We start from the raw sequence: 19,533 nt of genomic DNA, 5'->3' as shown, positions 1-19,533 counted from the left end.
CCCTGTTACAAACTTCCCCGGACCCGTGCACTTCATGCCCCAGTTTCCCCGGAATGCTGATTCGAGCCTGACACCAGGCGGCCGCTTCGCGCTGCGCGCGGGCTGGCAGCGCCTGCGCGCCATCTTCTCGCTGAACGATCCGCGCTGGGGTCGCAACGGTCAGGACGACGACGACAAGAAGGACGGTCGCGACGACAACCGCCAGCAGAACCAGCGTCCGCAGCAGGACGGCGGCCCGCCCGACCTGGACGAGCTGTGGCGCGACTTCAACCGCCGCCTGAACGGCCTGCTCGGCCGCAAGGACAACGGCGGCGGCAACCAGGGCTTTGGCGGCCCGCGCACGCCGGGCAAAGGCTCGGGCGTGGGTGCTGGCGTGATCGTGGCAGCGGTGGTCGGCATCTGGCTGGCCAGCGGCTTCTTCATGGTGCAGGAAGGCCAGACTGCGGTGATCCTGCAGTTCGGCAAGTTCAAGTACGCCACAGGCCCCGGCATCAACTGGCGCATGCCCTGGCCGGTCCAGTCGGCCGAGGTCGTCAACCTGTCGGCCGTGCGTTCGGTCGAGGTGGGGCGCTCCACGTCGATCAAGGACAGCAACCTGAAAGACTCGTCAATGCTGACGCAGGACGAGAACATCATCGACGTGCGCTTTACGGTGCAATACGTGATCCAGGACGCCAGCGAATTCCTGTTCTTCAACAAGACCGACCGCGGAGGCGATGAAGAGCTGGTGACGCAGGCCGCCGAGACCTCGGTGCGAGAGATCGTCGGCCGCAACAAGATGGACGCGGTGCTGTACGAGAGCCGCGAACAGATCGCGCAGCAACTGGCCAAGTCGATCCAGGCCATCCTGACCGCGTACAAGACCGGCATCCGTGTGCTGTCCGTGAACGTGCAGAGCGTGCAGCCGCCCGAGCAGGTGCAGGCCGCGTTCGACGACGTCAACAAGGCCAGCCAGGACCGCGAGCGCGCGATCAGCGAAGGCCAGGCCTATGCCAATGACATCCTCCCGCGCGCCAAGGGTACCGCGGCGCGCCTGAAGGAAGAGTCCGAAGCCTACCGCTCCCGCGTGGTGGCGCAGGCCGAGGGCGATGCCTCGCGCTTCCGTTCGGTGCAGACCGAGTACGCCAAGTCGCCGCAGGTGACGCGTGACCGCATCTATCTGGAAACCATGCAGCAGATCTACAGCAATTCGACCAAGGTGCTGGTGGACGCGCGCCAGGGCAACAATCTCCTCTACCTGCCGCTGGACAAGCTGATGGCGCAGGCCGATGGCCGCGCCGCGCCGCAACCGGGCCAGCCGGGTGCCGCGAGCACGCCGGCACCCGCGCCGGATGCATCGACGGATATCCGTTCGCGCGAATCGCTGCGCAACCGCGACCGCGACTCGCGCTGAGGAGACCGTCATGAACCGACTGATTTCCTTCGCGATTGGCTTTTTCATCCTGCTGGCCGTGGTCTCGTCCATGCTGTTCGTGGTCGACCAGCGCCAGTACGCCGTGGTGTTCGCCTTCGGCGAGATCAAGCAGGTAGTGCGTGAGCCCGGCCTGCACTTCAAGCTGCCGCCGCCGTTCCAGAACGTGGTGTTCATGGACCGCCGCCTGCAGACCATCGACGGGGCCGCCAGCGAGCGTTTCCTGACCGCCGAGAAGAAGAGCATGGTGGTGGACTGGTTCGTCAAATGGCGCATCACCGATCCGCGCAAGTTCTTTGTCGCCTTCGGCGGCAACGTGCGCGGTGCGCAGGACCGCATGACCCAGCGCATCGACTCGGTGGCGCGCGAGGAGTTCGGCAAGCGCACCGTGGCCGACGTGGTTGCCGGCGAGCGCGAGCAGGTGATGCAGGCCATCCGCAACGGCATGAGCGAATACGCCAAGTCGGTGGGTGTGGAGATCCTGGACGTGCGCCTCAAGCGCGTTGACCTGCTGCCCGCGATCAGCGAATCGGTGTACCGGCGCATGGAGGCCGAGCGCAAGCGCGTGGCCAACGAGCTGCGCTCCACCGGTGCTGCCGAGGGCGAGAAGATCCGCGCCGATGCCGACCGTCAGCGCGAAGTGGTGCTGGCCGAGGCCTATCGCGACGCCCAGGTGATCAAGGGCCAGGGCGATGCCAAGGCCTCGCAGATCTATGCCGACGCGTTTGGCCGCGATCCGCAGTTCGCGCAGTTCTGGCGCAGCATGGAGGCTTACCGCAACACCTTCCGCGACAAGCGCGACGTGCTGGTGCTTGAGCCCACCTCCGAGTTCTTCCGCTACATGCGTTCCAGCGGCGGTGCCGCCGCGGCCGCCTCGGGCGGATCCGGGGGCAAGCGCTAGCACCGTCGCTTGTCCGTGTGGCGAATTGACGAAACCCCGGCTTGCCGGGGTTTTGTCCGGCTGGAGCCATCCTCGCTGAGTGATGGCGCGGGCGCGCGGCGCCTGCAATGAAGTTCCTGGTCAGGCACGGGCGCCTTGGGGGCATTGCCTCGAGGCAAACCGAATGACAGAGACGAGATTGACTGAGAAGAGATTCACTATGTCCAACCATTGGCTGCTGCCAGAAAACATTGCCGACGTGCTGCCGTCGGAAGCGCGCAAGATCGAAGAACTGCGCCGCCGCATGCTGGACCTGTTCCGCACCTACGGCTATGAGATGGTGATGCCGCCGATGCTGGAATACCTGGAGTCGCTGCTGACCGGCACCGGCCATGACCTGGACCTGCGCACGCTCAAGCTGGTGGACCAGTTGTCGGGCCGCACCATGGGCCTGCGTGCCGATATCACGCCGCAGGTCGCGCGCATCGACGCGCACCTGCTGAACCGCCCGGGCGTGACCCGCCTGTGCTACGCGGGCAACGTGCTGCATGCGCGCCCGGCGGGTTTCCACGCCACGCGCGAGCCGATCCAGATCGGCGCCGAGATCTATGGCCATGCCGGCCTGGAAGCCGACGTCGAGATCCAGGACCTGATGCTGGCCGCGCTGCAGGCGGCGGGGCTGTCGGATGTCCGCATCGACCTGTGCCATGCCGGCATCCTGGAAGCGCTGCTGGCGGGCCTGCCGTCGATCCGCAAGATCGAGGACGCGCTCTTTGCCGCGCTGGAAACCAAGGATGTGCCGGCCCTGCGCGAACTGACCGCAGGCATGCCGCAGACCGAGCGCGATGCGCTGCTGGCGCTGCCTACGCTGTACGGCGGCGTGGACGTGATCGAGCGCGCCCGCGCGACGCTGCCGGCCAGCCCGGCCATCGGCCGCGCGCTGGATGAACTGGCGGCACTGGCGGTGCAGGTGCGCGGTGCCAGCGTGAATATCGACCTGTCGGATTTGCGCGGTTACCACTATCACAGCGGTGTGATGTTCGCGGCCTATGTTGCCGGCCTGCCCAATTACGTGGCGCGTGGCGGCCGTTATGACAAGGTGGGCGAGGCCTTCGGCCGTGCGCGCCCGGCCACGGGTTTCTCGCTGGACCTGCGTGAAGTGGCGGCGCTGTCGCCCGTGGAAGTGCGCGCCCAGGCGATTTTTGCGCCCTGGGATGCGGATCCGGCACTCCGGGCCGCGATTTCCACGCTGCGTGCGGCCGGCGAGATCGTGATCCAGTCGCTGCCCGGCCATACCCACGAGCTCGATGAGTTCAACTGCGACCGGCAGTTGGTGCGCCAGGACGCCGGCTGGGCCGTGGTGCCGCGCTGACGCTTGGGCGCCGGGCGTGCCCAAAAATCGAGAATCGCCCGGCAACAAGAGTAGAATACGTTTTTAACCTATTGACCAAAGCAATATGTCCGCATCCGCAGTAGGCCAGGGACGCAATGTCGTCGTGATCGGCACCCAATGGGGTGACGAAGGCAAAGGAAAAATCGTCGATTGGCTTACCGACCAGGCAAAGGGCGTGGTGCGGTTCCAGGGTGGCCACAACGCTGGCCACACGCTGATCATCGGTGGCAAGAAGACCATTCTCCGTCTGATCCCGTCCGGGATCATGCGTGACGGCACGGTCTGCTACATCGGCAACGGTGTGGTGCTGTCGCCCGAAGCTTTGTTCCGTGAAATCGAAGAACTCGAAGGCGCCGGCCTGCAGGTGCAGAACCGCCTGCGCATTTCCGAGGCCGCCACGCTGATCCTGCCGTACCACGTTGCCATCGACAAGGCGCGCGAAGCCCGCCGTGGCGCCGCCAAGATCGGCACCACCGGCCGCGGCATCGGCCCGGCCTATGAAGACAAGGTGGCCCGCCGCGCGCTGCGCGTGCAGGACCTGTTCGATCCGCAGCAGTTCGCCGAACGCCTGCGCGAGAACCTGGACTACCACAACTTCATGCTGACCCAGTACCTGGGCGCCGAAGCCGTGGACTTCCAGCAGACCCTGGACGAAGCTCTGGCCTACGCGCCGCGCCTGGCGCCGATGGTGGCCGACGTGTCGGCCGAGCTGTACGCGGTCAATGCCGCCGGCGGCAACCTGATGTTCGAAGGCGCGCAAGGCACGCTGCTGGACGTGGACCACGGCACCTATCCGTTCGTGACCTCGAGCAACTGCGTGGCCGGTGCGGCCGCAGCGGGCGCCGGTGTCGGTCCGGGCCGCCTGAACTACATCCTGGGTATCACCAAGGCCTACTGCACGCGCGTGGGCGCGGGCCCGTTCCCGAGCGAGCTGTACGACAACGACAACCCGTCGCGCCAGGACCCGGTCGGCGTGCGCCTGGCCAACGTCGGCAAGGAATTCGGTTCGGTCACCGGCCGTCCGCGCCGCACCGGCTGGCTTGATGCCGCCGCGCTCAAGCGCTCGGTGCAGATCAACGGCGTGTCCGGCCTGTGCATGACCAAGCTGGACGTGCTCGATGGCCTGGAAACCATCAAGCTGTGCGTGGGCTACGAGCTCGATGGCAAGACCGTCGACATCCTGCCGCGCGGCTCTGACGCCGTGGCGCGTTGCGTGCCGGTCTACGAGGAATTCCCCGGCTGGAACGAGTCGACCTTCGGCGTGAAGACGTGGGACGCGCTGCCCGAGCAGGCCCGCATCTACCTAAAGCGCGTGGAAGAAGTGGTCGGCATTCCGATCGACATGATCTCGACCGGCCCGGATCGCGACGAGACCATCCTGCTGCGTCATCCGTACAAGGCCTGACCCGGCAGCAGCACGCCACAAGGCAGCGGCGCCACGAGCGCTGCGGCCCGCCAGAAATAAATCGGCCCGCGCAAGCGGGCCGAGCCATATAGGTCAACCGACCCGACGATACAAAGCGCAAAAAGATGAACCTGCCAACGAACGATGACGAGAACCTGTGGGTCTCCTGGGATGAATACCATCGCCTGATCGCACGCCTGTCGCTGAACGTGCATGAGTCGGGCTGGAAGTTCGACAAGATCCTGTGCCTGGCGCGCGGCGGGCTGCGCGTCGGCGACCAGATGTCGCGCATCTTCGACGTGCCGCTGGCCATCCTGGCCACCAGCAGCTACCGCGAGGCCGCGGGCACGCAGCAGGGCAACCTGGACATCGCGCAGTACATCACCATGACCCGCGGCGAGCTGACGGGCAGGGTGCTGCTGGTCGACGACCTGGTGGATTCGGGCATCACGCTGGAGCGCGTGGGCCGCCACCTGAAGGAGCGCTATCCGGCCGTGACCGAGGTACGTTCGGCCGTGCTGTGGTACAAGGCGTGCTCGAAGGTCGAGCCGGACTACCATGTGACCTTCCTGCCGTCGAACCCCTGGATCCACCAGCCGTTCGAAGAGTACGACACGCTGCGCCCGCACAACCTGGCCGCCTGGCTCAAGCGCGGCAAGCGTGCCAGCCAGGACGACGGCGCGCAGGCCTGATGTGCTTGCGCCGGGGCCTGCCGCTACCGGTGGGCCCCGGCGGCCGGCTTAATAGCCGACCGTGAAACGCTGGCGCGAATGCGCCGGCTTTTCGATCTCATCGAGCATCGCGATGGCATAGTCTTCCATCGAGATCCAGCTCTTGCCTGCTGCGTCGCTCAGCAGGGTTTCCTCGCCAACACGGAACTTGCCAATGCGCTCGCCCGGCTCGAACAGTGCCGAGGGCGACAGGAAGGTCCATTTGATCTGCTGTTCGCCACACAGCGCGTTGAGAAAGTCGCGGCCTGCGAGGGCCTCGGGCTTGTAGGCGTCGGGGAAATTCGGGGTGTCGACCAACTGCACCCCCGGCGCGACACAGAGGCTGCCGGCACCACCCACCACCAGCAGGCGCGGCACGCCGGCCTGGCGCACGGCCGAGGTCACCTGCTGCGCGTTCAGTTGCGCGAAGCGCGCGCTGCTGATGACCACGTCGTTGCCGGCCAGCGCCGCGGCCAGTGCGGCGCTGTCGGTTGCGTCGACGTCCCTGGTGGTCACGCCGTCGCGAGCGGGCAGTTTGCTGGCGTGGCGCGCAATGGCGGTCACCTGGTGGCCGCGGCGCAGGGCTTCGTCGGTGAGGCGCGTGCCAACGCGGCCGGTGGCGCCGATGATTGCGATCTTCATGGTCACTCCTTCTTTCGGTCAGGTTTGATATGAAACCATCGTGGTTACATATCGGGGCAAAAAAAATCAGCGCTTGCGGCGCTGGTTGCTGCCTTCGACATCGGCGAGCATGCTGGCGATGGTGATGCCGGCAAGGGTATCGTCCATGGCCGCCTGCGCACGGTCCGCGACCTTGCGCAGCGCACCGGTGATCTCGCGCCCGACCGGGCAGGCCGGATTGGGCGCGCTCTGGTGGAGCGTGATCAGCGCGGTGGTTTCCACTACGCGGAACACGTCGAGCAGCGTGATCGACGCGGCCGGTCGCGCCAGCGTGGCGCCGCCGGTGCTGCCCATGGTGGTCGCCACCAGCCCGGCTTCAGCCAGTTGGCCGACCAGCCGCCGGATCAGCGCCGGGTTGGTGCCCACGCTGCCGGCGATCAGCGACGACGGCACCGGCTCGGCCGAACTGGCGAGCAGGGTCAGGATGTGGACTGCCACGGCGAACCGGCTGCTTGTGCTCAACGCTTGTGCTCAGGATGTCAGGTGCAATGTGAAACCATGATAGTTACACATTGTCGGGCATGTCAAGCACGGGCAGGGTACAAAGTGGCAGGAGTACGGGGAGGGAAGGAGGTGATACGCCGATGTGGCAGCCAATGGCCGGTGGAATGCCGGAATCGCCACTGAAGCTGTTACACTCCTCGACATTGCCGTACCGTTGTGGTTCGGCTGCCGCGCGGGGTACGGTGCGCGGTTTCACGGACGGGAAAAAACCCGTACGCTCGCAGTTATGACATCGCGGCATGGCCGCCAAGCAAGGAGTGCAAGTTGCCGGATCTGATGCGCGAAACAGGCGTCAAAAACAAAAAACCCGCAGGGCTTGAAAGCGCTGCGGGTTTTCCGGTGATCTGGTGCCCAGGAGAGGACTCGAACCTCCACAGTGTTGCCACCGCTAGGACCTGAACCTAGTGCGTCTACCAATTCCGCCACCTGGGCAGGTGTCGAAACAACCGAAGCGCTCATTATAGAGAGCGCGAGAATTTTGTCAAATAGTTTCCAGAAAAAATTGAATCAGAACAACTATCCGATCCCCAGCCGGGAAGAAATCCTGGGCGTGTTGAGAACGTCGGGATCCCCCCAGTCGGCCGGCGATATTGCCAAGGCCCTCTCCGTCACGCGCAAAGAGCATGACGGTTTTCAGAAGCGCCTGGCGGCCATGGAGCGCGACGGCCAGATCGAGCTGAACCGCAAGGGCCGCTATGAGCTGGCCCATCAGCCGAACTTCGTCACCGGCCGGGTGCAGGGCCACCGCGACGGCTTTGGCTTCCTGATCCGCGACGACGGCGAAGACGACATCTTCCTGCCCGAGCGCGAACTGCAGAAGGCCATGCACAACGACCGCGCGCAGGTGCGCGTGGTCGGCTACGACCGGCGCGGGCGCCCCGAAGGGCAGATCGTCGAGATCATCGAGCGCGCCAACCGTTTTGTCATCGGCCGTCTGCTCAGTGAAGGCGGCGTGCTGGTGGTGGCGCCTGAAGACAAGCGCATCAGCCAGGACATCCTGATCCCGCCCAAGGCGCAGGGCAAGGCACGGGTGGGGCAGGTGGTCAGCGTCGAGCTGATCGAATTCCCCGACCGCTACGTGCAGCCGGTGGGCCGCGTGGTGGAGGTGCTGGGGGACATCGACGATCCCGGCATGGAGATCGAGATCGCCGTGCGCAAGTACGGCGTGCCGCATGCGTTCGCGCCGGCCGCCGCCCAGGAAGCCGCCGCGCTGCCCGACGAGGTGCGCCAGGCCGACCTGGACCACCGCATCGACCTGCGCGACATCCCCCTGGTGACCATCGACGGCGAAGACGCACGCGACTTCGACGATGCGGTCTATTGCGAGCCGGTCAAGATCGGTCGCGCCAAGGGCTGGCGCCTGATCGTGGCGATCGCCGATGTGTCGCACTATGTGCGCCCCGGCACGCCGCTGGACGCGGATGCGCTGGACCGGGCCACCTCGGTCTACTTCCCGCGCCGCGTGATCCCGATGCTGCCGGAGAAGCTGTCCAATGGGCTGTGCTCGCTCAATCCGCTCGTGGACCGGCTGTGCATGGTGTGCGATGCCGTGATCACCGCCAAGGGCGAACTCAAGGGCTATCAGTTCTACCCGGCCGTGATGCATTCGGCCGCGCGCCTGACCTACAACGAGGTCTGGTCGGTGCTGTCCAACACCAAGGGCCCCGAGGCGCACAAGCGCAGCGAGCTGGTGCCGCACCTGCAGAACCTGTATGAGCTGTTCCAGGTCCTGCTCAAGGCACGGCGCGCGCGCGGCGCGATCGACTTCGACACCACCGAGACCTATATCGTCTGCAACGCGCAGGGCAAGATCGAGCAGATCCTGCCGCGCACGCGCAACGACGCGCACCGGCTGATCGAAGAGTGCATGCTGACCGCCAACGTATGCGCGGCCGACTTCCTCGAACGCTTCAAGCACCCGGCGCTGTACCGCATCCACGCGGGCCCCAGCGAAGAGAAGCTGAAGAACCTGCGCGACTTCCTGCGCACCGCCGGCCTGTCGCTGGGCGGCGGCGACAAGCCGCAGGCATCGGACTACGCCGAGGTGATGGACAAGATCAAGTCCCGTCCCGACGCGCCGATGCTGCAGACCATGCTGCTGCGCTCGATGCAGCAGGCGGTCTACAGCCCGGACAATATCGGCCACTTCGGCCTGGCGTACGAGGCCTACGCGCACTTCACCAGCCCGATCCGCCGCTACCCCGACCTGCTGGTGCACCGCGCGATCAAGGCGGTGCTGGCGCATACCAAGTACCAGCCGGCGTTTGCGCACGGGACCGAGCTGAATACCGCGATCTCGCCCAAGGCGCGCCGGCTGCAGGCCAAGGACGCCGAGCAGAAGGCAGAACTGACCGCGGCGCGCGCCAAGCGCAACGAGGCCATCTGGGACGAGCTCGGCCTGCACTGCTCGGCAAATGAGCGCCGCGCGGACGAGGCTTCGCGCGATGTCGAGGCCTGGCTCAAGTGCTACTTCATGCGCGACAAGCTAGGCAGCGACTACGCCGGCACCATCAGCGCCGTGACCTCGTTCGGCATCTTCGTGCAGCTCGACGAGCTGTATGTGGAAGGCCTGGTCCACGTGACCGAGCTGGGCAGCGACTACTTCCAGTACGACGAGGCCCGCAACGAACTGCGCGGCGAGCGGACCGGCATCCGCTACCGCCTGACCGGCCGCGTGCGCGTGCAGGTCTCGCGCGTGGACCTGGATGCGCGCAAGATCGACTTCCGCCTGGTGCAGGAGCCGTCGGCGAAAACCCTGCGCGCCCGCGCGGGGGGCACCGAGACCCAGCCGCGCGTGCCTGCCGCCCATGCGGTGCCGGCACGCAAGAAGGGACGCCAGCTGGCGGCGCTGCTGGGCGGCTCGTCCAAGCCGGAAGAGTCGTTCGACGAGACGCTGGACCGCGTGATCGAGGAGCAGCCGGTGTTCGAGGCGGTGATCACGCCGCTCAGGCCGCATGTGAAGACCGGCGGCAAGCCGGCCAAGCACGCGGCCAAGCCCAAGCCCTCGCACCTGGAGAAGCCGCGCAAGCCGGCCTCCAAGTCGCACCAGGCCAAGCCGGCGGGCAAGACGCCGGCCAAGAGCCCGCGCACCCCGCGCAAGCGCTGAAGCCCGCGGCGGCCGCCATGCCGCCGCCTCTCGCCCCCCGGCCGGCTGCCGGGGGCGAGAGGGCGAGTACAATCGCGCCATGGCTAAAAACAAACTCCTGATCGGCTTTCACGCCGTCACCGCACGCCTGCGCCAAGATGCCAAGGGCGTGACCGATGTCTATATCGAATCCGCCCGCCGCGACCGGCGCATGCAGGACTTCGTGCGCCTGGCCGAAAGCCTGGGCGTGCGCCTGCACCCGGTCGATGCCGAGCGCCTGCGCGGCATGGCCGGCACCGACCGCCACCAGGGCGTGGTGGCACGTGCCGAAGACGTGGCACTGGCGCTGAACCTGGATGAACTGCTCGACGGCATCGAAGGCACGCCGCTGCTGCTGGTGCTGGACGGCGTCACCGACCCCCACAACCTGGGCGCCTGCCTGCGCGTGGCCGACGGCGCCGGCGCGCATGCCGTGATCGCCCCCAAGGACCGCAGCGTCGGCCTCAATGCCACCGTGGCCAAGGTCGCCAGCGGCGCCGCCGAGACCGTGCCCTATATCACCGTCACCAACCTGGCCCGCACCCTGCGTGAACTGCAGGAACGCGGCATCTGGGTCATCGGCACCGCCGACGGCACCGAAAAGTCGCTGTATGACATCGACTTCAAGGGCCCGACCGCGATCGTGATGGGCGCCGAAGGCGAGGGCATGCGTCGCCTCACGCGCGAAACCTGCGACGAGCTGGTCGGCATCCCGATGGCGGGTGGCGTGGAAAGCCTGAATGTCTCGGTCGCCAGCGGCGTATGCCTGTACGAAGCCGTGCGCCAGCGGCGCCTGCCGCGATAAGTCCATGGCCGCTGATTCCGGTCTCCTTGAAATGCCGGGGCTTGAGGAAGCACGCCGGCTGATCGCGGCCGCCGGCAATATCTTCGTGCTGACCGGCGCCGGCATTTCCGCCGAATCCGGCGTGCCGACCTTCCGCGACGCGATGACCGGGCTGTGGGAACAGTTCGACCCGGAAGAGCTGGCCAGCGAGGACGCCTACCGCCGCCAGCCCGCTCTGGTCTGGAAGTGGTACGTGCACCGGCGCGAGCTGGTCGCAGCCGTGCATCCCAACCCGGCGCACCATGCGCTGGTCGCGCTGGCTGCGCAGAAACCTTTCACGCTGGTCACGCAGAACGTTGACGGCCTGCACCAGCGCGCCGGCAGCGCGGGCGTGATCGAACTGCACGGGAACCTGTTCGCCAACAAATGGCTGGACGGGTGCGGACGCTGCAACGAGGCGACCGCGCTGCCGGGCATGCCGCCGCGCTGTAACCTGTGCGGCGCGCTGATGCGTCCGGGCGTGGTGTGGTTCGGCGAGGACCTGCCGCGCGTGGCGCGCTACCGCGCCGAGCATGCGGCGCAACACTGCGACCTGTGCCTGGTGGTCGGCACCTCGGGGCTGGTCTATCCGGCGGCGGGGTTGCCGGGCCTGGCGCGCGAGCATGGCGCGCCGGTGATCGTGGTCAATCTGCAGCCATCGGCGCTGGACCAGACCGCGGATATCGTGCTGTCCGCCGCGGCGGGTGCGTGCCTGCCGCTGCTGTGGCCGCAGCTGGCGCCATCGGCCGGCTGAGCCTCGGGCCCGGGCGTTGCCGCCCGGGCCTGTCTTGCGCTGAACTGGCGCTTATTTTGCAATCCCGCCGATCAGCTTCTCCAGCTTGACCGCATCCGCCGCAAACAGGCGGATGCCTTCGGCCAGCTTTTCCGTCGCCATCGCATCCTCATTCAACTGCCAGCGGAAGGACGCCTCGTCGGCCGCGATGCGGGCGATATTGGCGGCCTGGGCCTGGTCCACCGACAGCTTGTGCGTCACCGAACCCTGGCCGGCGGCCAGCTGCTCGAGCAGCTCGGGGCTGATGGTCAGCAGGTCGCAGCCGGCCAGCGACAGGATCTGCGCGGTGCTGCGGAAGCTGGCGCCCATCACCTCGGTCGGGTAGCCGAACTTCTTGTAGTAGTCGTAGATCTGGCGCACCGAGCGCACGCCGGGGTCGTTGTCGCCGCCGTTGGCGGCCGCGTCCCATTGCTCGCCGGCCTGCTTCTTGTACCAGTCGAAGATGCGGCCGACGAAGGGCGAGATCAGCTGCGCGCCGGCCTCGGCGCACGCCACCGCCTGCACCAGCGAGAACAGCAGCGTCATGTTGCAGCGGATGCCGTCGCGCTGCAGGATCTCGGCCGCGCGGATGCCTTCCCAGGTGGAGGCGATCTTGATCAGCACGCGCTCGCGCGCGATGCCGCGCTGCTCGTACAGCTGGATCAGGTGGCGCGCCTTGGCCACGCTGGCCTCGGTGTCGAAGGACAGGCGCGCATCGACTTCGGTCGACACGCGGCCCGGCACGATCGCCAGGATCTCGCAGCCGAAGGCGATCAGCACGGCGTCCATCACCGCATCGACGCCGCCGTTGCCGTGGTGGTCACGCACGGCCTGCTCCAGCAGGTGGCGGTATTCGGGTTTCTGCACCGCCTTCAGGATCAGCGACGGATTGGTGGTCGCGTCCTGCGGGGTGTACTGCTTCATCAGCTGGAAGTCGCCGGTATCGGCCACCACCGTGGTGAACTGCCTGAGTTGTTCGAGCTGGTTCATGGTCGCTAGTTGGTCTGCTTGAGCGTCTGCAAAATCATTCGCGGGCATCAGGGGGGCGCAGGTCGCACACGGGTCGCGCACCCGCCACCCCGGCCTGATCCATTGTACCGTCGCCCGCGTGACCTGCCGCCGCAATCCGCTACACTACGCGTTTCCCCCAACGCAATCTGGCTGTTGTCATGACTCAGGATGAACTCAAGGCGCTGGTCGCGCAAGCTGCCGCCGACTACGTGAAGCAGGAAGTGCCCGAAGGAGCAGTGCTCGGCGTGGGCACTGGCTCCACCGCCAATCTCTTCATTGACGCCGTGGCGGCATTCAAGGAGCGCTTCGCCGGTGCGGTGTCGAGCTCCGAGGCGTCCACGCGCCGCCTGCAGCAGCACGGCTTCAAGGTGCTGGACCTGAACGAGGTCGACGAGATCCCGGTGTATGTCGACGGCGCCGACGAGATCGACGCCAGCGGCGCCATGATCAAGGGCGGCGGCGGGGCGCTCACGCGCGAGAAGATCGTGGCCTCGGTCGCGAAGCGCTTTGTTTGCATCGCCGACGGCAGCAAGCTGGTCCAGACCATGGGCACCTTCCCGCTGCCGGTCGAGGTGATCCCGATGGCACGTGCCGCGGTGGCGCGCAAGCTGCAGGCCCTGGGTGGCCAGCCGCGCCTGCGCATGACCAAGGAAGGCGGCATCTACAAGACCGACAACGGCAATGTGATCCTGGACGTGGTCGGCCTGAAGATCGAAGACCCGCGCGGCCTGGAGCAGGCCGTCAACCAGGTGCCGGGCGTGGTCACGGTGGGCCTGTTCGCGCTGCGCGGCGCGGATGTGCTGCTGCTGGGCACCGGCGACGGCGTGCAGCGCACGGACTACTGAGCAAAGTCGTCCGCTACCAAGCAAAAGGGGTGCCTGAGGCACCCCTTTTGTCATTGGCCGGTCCGGTTCAGGACTGCGGCGGCACGTAGCCCTGGGCCTGGTCGGCGCCTTCGCCGAAGAAGTACTTCTCGGTCTGCTTGAGCAGGTACTGGCGCGCGCGCGCATCGGCCATGTTCAGGCGGTTTTCGTTGATCAGCATGGTCTGGTGCTTGAGCCAGCCAGCCCAGGCTTCCTTCGACACGCTTTGCCAGATCTTCTTGCCCAGTTCGCCGGGCAGCGGCGGGAAGTCGAGGCCTTCGGCTTCCTTGTTCAGCTTGATGCATTGGACCATGCGGGCCATGGGGACTCCTTGGTTTGTTTGTCAGGTGCTGAGGCGCTGGCGCTATTGTAGCCAAGCGGGGCCGCCAGCCGCGGCGCGGCGGCAATTGCCCCTACGGCGTCACAGTTTTTTCATCAGCACCATGGACTTGCGCTGCCAGTTGTAGAGCTTGCGCTTGTCCTCGGGCAGGTCGTCGACGTTGGCGTGGACGAAACCGCGCTTCAGGAACCAGTGTTCGGTGCGGGTGGTGAGCACGAACAGCTTCTCCAGGCCGAGCGCGCGGGCGCGGCGCTCGATGCGCTTGAGCAGGCGCTCGCCGTCGCCGGTGCCCTGGGCTTCCTGCGACACCGTCAGGCAGGCCATCTCGCCCATGTTCTCGCGCGGGTAGTCGTAGAGCGCCGCGCAGCCGAACAGCACGCCGTCGTGCTCGATCACCGAGAAGTTGGAGATATCGCGCTCGATCAGGTGGCGTCCGCGCGGCACCAGCGTGCCGTCCTGCTCCAGCGGGGCGATCAGCTGGACGATGCCGCCGACGTCATCGAGCGTGGCTTCGCGCAGGCTTTCCAGGTCGGTGTCGGACAGCATGGTGCCGACGCCGTCGTGCAGGAACAGTTCCAGCAGCACCGCGCCGTCGAGCGAATAGGGGATCAGGTGTGCACGCGGCACGCCGCCCTTGAGCGCCTTGACCAGGTGCTGCAGGTAGTTGGCCACGTCCGGCGGCAGGTGCTTGTTCTGCAGGCGCTCGACCGCGGTGCGCAGCGACATTTCCTGCATCATCTTGCCGACCGGGTCGGGCACGCCCGGCACTTCGGTGATGAAGATCAGCTTGTCGGCCTTGAGCGCGGTGGCGGTGGCGCTGGCCACGTCTTCCATCGACAGGTTGAAGGCCTGGCCGGTGGGCGAGAAGCCCAGCGGCGACAGCAGCACCACCTTGCCGTGCGACAGCGACATGCGCACGGACTCGGCGTCGATCTTGCGCACCAGGCCGGTGTGCTGGTAGTCGGTGCCGTTGACGATGCCGACCGGGCGGGCAGTCACAAAGTTGCCGGAGATCACCGACAGCTGGGCGCCGGCCATCGGCGTATTGGGCAGGCCCTGGCTGAAGGCGGCCTCGATGTCCAGGCGCAGCTCGCCGGCGGCCTCCTTGGCACATTCGAGCGCGGCGTTGTCGGTGACGCGCACGCCATCGACGAACTGTGACTCGACATGGCGCAGCGCCAGCTGTTCTTCCACCTGCGGGCGCGAGCCGTGCACCAGCACGATCTGCATGCCCATGGCGTGCAGCAGCGCGACATCGTTGACCAGCGCATTGAGCACGCCCGACTTGACCAGTTCGCCGGCGAAGGCGATCACAAAGGTCTTGCCGCGGAAGGCATGGATATACGGCGCCACCATGCGCAGCCAGTCGACGAACTGCTGGTGGTCGGGGCCGCTGCGCTCGGGGTCGGCCGCCGTGGGCGCCGGGACGGCGGGCACGGGGGAGGTCGGGGCAGGCGCGGGGAATTCAGCCGCAGGCGGCTCCGCCGGCACGGGGGCGGCGGGTGAGGAGGCAGGCGCCGTCTGCGGCGCGTCGGTTCTGGCGTTCATCCCGCGGATTATAATCCCGGCCAATGTCAGAACAACGCCCCGTCAAGCCTAAACCACCCGCCGCGCCGAGCCAGCGCGCCGGTGCCGGTCAGTCCGCCTCCCCAACCCAGTCCCGGCCGGCCCCAGGCCCGGTCAGGAAGTCGGACGTCCGTCCGCAGCCAGCCGCTGCCCGGCCGGCCGGTGAGGCCGGGCAGCGCCCGCCACGCGGTCCCCGCGAGCCGCGGCCGCCGCGTGCGCCAAGGCCGGTCAACCCGCTGCCGCCCATCACCTTCCCGGAGGCCCTGCCGGTCTCCGGCCGTCGCGACGAGATCGCCGCGGCGCTGCTGGCCAACCAGGTGGTGATCGTCTCGGGCGAGACCGGCTCGGGCAAGACCACCCAGCTGCCCAAGATCTGCCTGTCGATCGGGCGCGGCCCGGGGCGCGAGGGTGGGGGGCTGATCGGCCACACCCAGCCGCGGCGCATCGCCGCGACCTCGACCGCCAAGCGCATCGCGCAGGAAATCGGCACGCCGCTGGGCGAGCACGTGGGCTACCAGGTGCGTTTCAATGACACCATGTCGTCGGGGGCGTCGGTCAAGCTGATGACCGACGGCATCCTGCTGGCCGAGACCCAGAACGATCCGCTGCTGCGCGCCTATGACACGCTGATCATCGATGAGGCGCACGAGCGCAGCCTGAACATCGACTTCCTGATCGGCTACCTGCGCCAGATCCTGCCAAAGCGCCCGGACCTGAAGGTGATCATCACCTCGGCCACCATCGATGCCCAGCGCTTTGCCCAGCATTTCGCCGCGGGCGACAAGCCGGCGCCGGTGATCGAGGTCAGCGGCCGCTTGTACCCGGTGGAAGTGCGCTACCGTCCGATCACCGAGGACGTGCCCGCCGGCGCGCCGCGCAGCCCGCAGGCACGCGAGCGCGACCTGTACGATGGCATTGTCGAGGCCGTCGACGAGCTGTGCCGCGTCGGCCCCGGCGATGTGCTGGTCTTCCTGCCCGGCGAGCGCGAGATCCGCGAAGCCGCCGAGGCGCTGCGCAAGCACCACCCGCCGCATACCGAGATCCTGCCGCTGTTTGCGCGGCTGTCGGTGCAGGAGCAGGAGCGGGTGTTCAAGCCGTCCAACGCACGGCGCATCGTGCTGGCGACCAACGTCGCCGAAACCTCGCTGACGGTGCCGGGCATCCGCTACGTGGTCGATACCGGGCTGGCGCGGGTCAAGCGCTACTCGTACCGCAACAAGGTCGAGCAACTGCAGGTCGAGTCGATCTCGCAGGCCGCTGCCAACCAGCGCGCCGGCCGTTGCGGTCGGGTTGCCAACGGCGTGTGCATCCGGCTGTATGAGGAGTCCGATTTCACCGGCCGTCCGCGCTTTACCGACCCCGAGATCCTGCGCTCGTCGCTGGCCGCGGTGATCCTGCGCATGAAGGCGCTGCGGCTGACCGAGATCGAGTCGTTCCCGTTTATCGAGCCGCCGCTGGGCCGCGCCGTCGCGGACGGCTACCAGCTGCTGCAGGAACTGGGCGCGGTCGACGACGCCAACCAGCTTACCGGCACCGGGCGCCAGCTGGCCAAGCTGCCGCTGGACCCGCGCGTGGCGCGCATGATCCTGGCCGCGCGCGAGCACCAGTGCCTGCGCGAGGTGCTGGTCATCGCCAGCGCGCTGTCGGTGCAGGACCCGCGCGACCGCCCGCAGGAGGCGCAGGAAGCCGCCGATCAGGCGCATCGCAAGTTCATGGACGAGAAGTCCGAGTTCCTGGGCTGGGTCAGGCTGTGGAAGTGGTTCGAGGATGCGGTCGCGCACAAGAAGTCCAACCGCCAGCTGCAGGACCAGTGCCGCGCCCACTTCCTGTCGCACCTGCGGCTGCGCGAGTGGCGCGACGTGCATTCGCAGCTGCTGACCACGGTGACCGAGCAGGGCTGGCGCTTGAATGACAGCGAGCCCACCTATGAGCAGGTGCACAAGGCGCTGCTGACTGGCCTGCTGGGCAATGTCGGCTGCCGCATCGAGGATGGCGACGGCAAGGGCCGCGAATACCTGGGCGCGCGCGGCATCAAGTTCCACCTGTGGCCGGGCTCGCTGATCGCGCGCAAGGTCGGGCGCTGGATTGTCGCGGCCGAGCTGGTCGAGACCAGCCGGCTGTTCGCGCGCACGCTGGCGCGCATCGAGCCGGAATGGCTGGAACAGGTGGGCCGCCACCTGCTCAAGGTCAGCTGGAGCGATCCGCACTGGGAAAAGAAGGCGGGCCAGGTACTGGCGCTGGAGCGCGCCACGCTGTACGGGCTGGTGGTCTACCAGCACCGCCGCGTGCATTACGGCCCGATGAACCCGCAGGAAGCGCGCGAGATCTTTATCCGCCGCGCGCTTGTCGAGGGCGAGTTCGATACGCGCCTGCCGTTCTATGCGCACAACCAGCGCCTGGTGCGCGAGATCGAGAACCTGGAGCACAAGTCGCGCCGCCAGGACGTGCTGGTCGACGACGAACTGATCTACGCCTTCTACGATCGCGCGATTCCCGCCGACATCTGCCAGCAGGCCACCTTCGAGCAGTGGTACCAGGCCGAGAGCGTCAGGGACCGCAAGCTGCTGTACCTGAACCGCGACGAGCTGATGCGGCACGAGGCGGCCGGCATCACCACCGACCTGTTCCCCAAGACCATGAACGTGGCCGGGGTGGGCATGGGGCTGACCTACCACTTCGAGCCAGGCAGCCACCGCGACGGCGTGACCCTGACCGTGCCGCTGTACGCACTCAACCAGGTGCGCCAGGAGCGCGCCGACTGGCTGGTGCCGGGCATGATCAGGGAGAAGGTGCACCTGCTGCTCAAGTCGCTGCCGCAGAAGCTGCGCCGCCACTGTGTACCGCTGCCGGAGTATGCCGCGGGCTTTGTCGCGCGCCAGCCGCTTGGCGAGGGCGAGCTGCTGGATGTGCTGATTGCCGATATCCGCGAGCAGACCGGCACCATGGTCAAGCGGGCCGACTTCAAGCTGGAAACGCTGCCCGCGCACCATACGATGAACTTCAAGGTGGTCGACGAGCACGGCCGCCAGCTTGAGATGGGCCGCAACCTGGCCCAGTTGCGCGCCGAGCTGGGCGGGCAGGCGCAGCAGTCGTTCCAGCGGGTGGCCGCGCAAGCCGCGGCACAGGCGGCAACCCTGGCCCCGGAGCAGGCGGCGCCGCTGGCCGCGGCCGAGCCCGGCAAGTACGAGGGCCTGACCGGGTGGACCTTCGGTGAGCTGCCCGAGCTGCTGGAGATCCGCAAGGGCAGCCAGACCCTGTTCGGCTACCCCGCGCTGGTCGACCGCGGCACGCACTGCGACGTGGAAGTCTTCGACGACCCGCAGGAAGCCGCCCGCGTCCACCACCTGGGGCTGCGCCGGCTGTTTGCGCTGCAGCTGCGCGAGCAGGTCAAGTTCATCGAGAAGAACATCCCGGGCCTGCAGCAGATGGCGATGCAGTACATGACGCTGGGCACGCAGGAGATGCTGCGCGAGCAGATCGTGATGCTGGCGCTGGAGCGTGCCTGCATGCAGGCGCCGCTGCCGCGCAACGAGGCCGAGTTCAATGCGCGCAAGGACGAGGGCCGCACCCGGCTGTCGCTGCTGGCGCAGGAGATCGCGCGGCTGGTGGGGACCATCCTGGCCGAGTACGCCGGGCTGCCGCGCAAGCTGCTGCAGGCCAAGCCGTTCGCCGGGCCCCATGCGGACATGGAAGCGCAGCTCGGGCGGCTGATGGGCAAGCGCTTTGTCGACGAGACCCCGTACACGCAGCTGGTCCATTTCCCGCGCTACCTGAAGGGCATCGCCATGCGGGTGGACAAGCTCAAGGGCGACCCGGCGCGCGACACGCAGCGCACGCAGGAGATGGCGCCGCTGGTGCAGCAGTGGCAGCGGGCCGAAAAGCAGCTGCGCACCCAGGGCCGCGGCGGCGAGGACGCGCGGCTGGAGGAATTCCGCTGGATGCTGGAGGAGCTGCGCATCGCGCTGTTCGCCCAGGAGCTGCGTACACCGGTGCCGATGTCGGTCAAGCGGCTGCAGAAAGTGTGGGAATCGATGCAGCGCTGAGCGCCGG

Annotated in this window: 15 protein-coding genes and 1 tRNA gene; 10 read left to right on the top strand and 6 right to left on the bottom strand. The window is 67.4% G+C overall.

Annotation, left to right across the window (positions count from 1 at the left end):
* Positions 1-34 precede the first annotated feature (34 nt).
* From hflK to AC1Q7H_RS14490, 5 genes are all read left to right on the top strand, one after another.
* Positions 35-1,393, top strand: a complete 1,359-nt coding sequence (gene hflK / locus AC1Q7H_RS14510; RefSeq protein WP_013957213.1) for an FtsH protease activity modulator HflK — start codon at positions 35-37, stop codon at positions 1,391-1,393.
* Between the two features lie 10 nt (positions 1,394-1,403).
* Positions 1,404-2,312: a protease modulator HflC gene (gene hflC, locus AC1Q7H_RS14505; protein WP_211979874.1), complete on the top strand. Its 909-nt coding sequence runs from the start codon at positions 1,404-1,406 to the stop codon at positions 2,310-2,312.
* A 199-nt stretch (positions 2,313-2,511) separates the two neighbouring features.
* A complete protein-coding gene (locus AC1Q7H_RS14500; protein ID WP_013957211.1) occupies positions 2,512-3,663 on the top strand; it encodes an ATP phosphoribosyltransferase regulatory subunit in 1,152 nt (383 codons plus the stop codon).
* An 85-nt stretch (positions 3,664-3,748) separates the two neighbouring features.
* Entirely contained in the window at positions 3,749-5,089 is a 1,341-nt protein-coding gene (locus AC1Q7H_RS14495; RefSeq protein ID WP_013957210.1) for an adenylosuccinate synthase, read from the top strand.
* Between the two features lie 125 nt (positions 5,090-5,214).
* Positions 5,215-5,781, top strand: a complete 567-nt coding sequence (locus tag AC1Q7H_RS14490; protein WP_010809437.1) for a phosphoribosyltransferase — start codon at positions 5,215-5,217, stop codon at positions 5,779-5,781.
* A gap of 48 nt (positions 5,782-5,829) precedes the next feature.
* Here AC1Q7H_RS14490 and AC1Q7H_RS14485 read toward each other — a convergent pair whose 3' ends face one another.
* The 3 genes from AC1Q7H_RS14485 to AC1Q7H_RS14475 all read right to left on the bottom strand — a co-directional run bounded on the left by AC1Q7H_RS14485 (position 5,830) and on the right by AC1Q7H_RS14475 (position 7,416).
* Positions 5,830-6,441 (bottom strand): NAD(P)-dependent oxidoreductase, encoded by a 612-nt coding sequence (locus AC1Q7H_RS14485; protein ID WP_492381406.1) that lies wholly within the window; start codon positions 6,439-6,441, stop codon positions 5,830-5,832.
* 66 nt (positions 6,442-6,507) lie between these two features.
* Positions 6,508-6,942, bottom strand: coding sequence for an Rrf2 family transcriptional regulator (locus AC1Q7H_RS14480; protein WP_013957208.1), 435 nt, complete (start codon positions 6,940-6,942; stop codon positions 6,508-6,510).
* A gap of 387 nt (positions 6,943-7,329) precedes the next feature.
* Positions 7,330-7,416, bottom strand: a tRNA-Leu gene (locus tag AC1Q7H_RS14475).
* 70 nt (positions 7,417-7,486) lie between these two features.
* On the opposite strand from AC1Q7H_RS14475, the gene rnr reads away from it, so the two are divergent.
* The 3 genes from rnr (at position 7,487) to AC1Q7H_RS14460 (ending at position 11,685) form a co-directional block, all read left to right on the top strand.
* Complete coding sequence (gene rnr, locus AC1Q7H_RS14470; RefSeq protein ID WP_492381405.1) at positions 7,487-10,090, top strand: ribonuclease R; 2,604 nt, start codon at positions 7,487-7,489, stop codon at positions 10,088-10,090.
* 79 nt (positions 10,091-10,169) lie between these two features.
* Positions 10,170-10,913 carry a 23S rRNA (guanosine(2251)-2'-O)-methyltransferase RlmB gene (gene rlmB / locus AC1Q7H_RS14465; protein WP_010809441.1) on the top strand — a complete coding sequence of 248 codons (744 nt, stop codon included), beginning with the start codon at positions 10,170-10,172 and terminating at the stop codon, positions 10,911-10,913.
* Between the two features lie 4 nt (positions 10,914-10,917).
* Positions 10,918-11,685 carry an SIR2 family NAD-dependent protein deacylase gene (locus tag AC1Q7H_RS14460; RefSeq protein WP_492381404.1) on the top strand — a complete coding sequence of 256 codons (768 nt, stop codon included), beginning with the start codon at positions 10,918-10,920 and terminating at the stop codon, positions 11,683-11,685.
* Positions 11,686-11,736: 51 nt separating this feature from the next.
* On the opposite strand, the gene tal is transcribed toward AC1Q7H_RS14460, so the two are convergent.
* Positions 11,737-12,693: a transaldolase gene (gene tal / locus AC1Q7H_RS14455; RefSeq protein ID WP_492381403.1), complete on the bottom strand. Its 957-nt coding sequence runs from the start codon at positions 12,691-12,693 to the stop codon at positions 11,737-11,739.
* A 179-nt stretch (positions 12,694-12,872) separates the two neighbouring features.
* On the opposite strand from tal, the gene rpiA reads away from it, so the two are divergent.
* Positions 12,873-13,559 carry a ribose-5-phosphate isomerase RpiA gene (gene rpiA, locus AC1Q7H_RS14450; protein ID WP_013957204.1) on the top strand — a complete coding sequence of 229 codons (687 nt, stop codon included), beginning with the start codon at positions 12,873-12,875 and terminating at the stop codon, positions 13,557-13,559.
* Positions 13,560-13,626: 67 nt separating this feature from the next.
* Here the strand turns inward: rpiA and AC1Q7H_RS14445 are convergent, their stop codons facing one another.
* The gene (locus tag AC1Q7H_RS14445; protein ID WP_010809445.1) at positions 13,627-13,899 is read right to left on the bottom strand and encodes an oxidative damage protection protein; all 273 of its coding nucleotides are present in this window, start codon (positions 13,897-13,899) and stop codon (positions 13,627-13,629) included.
* A gap of 99 nt (positions 13,900-13,998) precedes the next feature.
* The gene (gene argA, locus AC1Q7H_RS14440) at positions 13,999-15,465 is read right to left on the bottom strand and encodes an amino-acid N-acetyltransferase (protein WP_013957203.1); all 1,467 of its coding nucleotides are present in this window, start codon (positions 15,463-15,465) and stop codon (positions 13,999-14,001) included.
* Positions 15,466-15,488: 23 nt separating this feature from the next.
* Here argA and hrpA point away from each other — a divergent pair, with 23 nt between their 5' ends.
* On the top strand, positions 15,489-19,526 hold the full coding sequence (gene hrpA, locus AC1Q7H_RS14435) for an ATP-dependent RNA helicase HrpA (RefSeq protein ID WP_153953629.1): 4,038 nt from the start codon (positions 15,489-15,491) through the stop codon (positions 19,524-19,526).
* Positions 19,527-19,533 lie beyond the last annotated feature (7 nt).

Source organism: Cupriavidus sp. GW823-FHT06D04 (assembly GCF_058795055.1).
The sequence above is the reverse complement of the archived record's forward strand: the minus strand, read 5'-3'. Positions and strand labels throughout refer to the sequence as shown.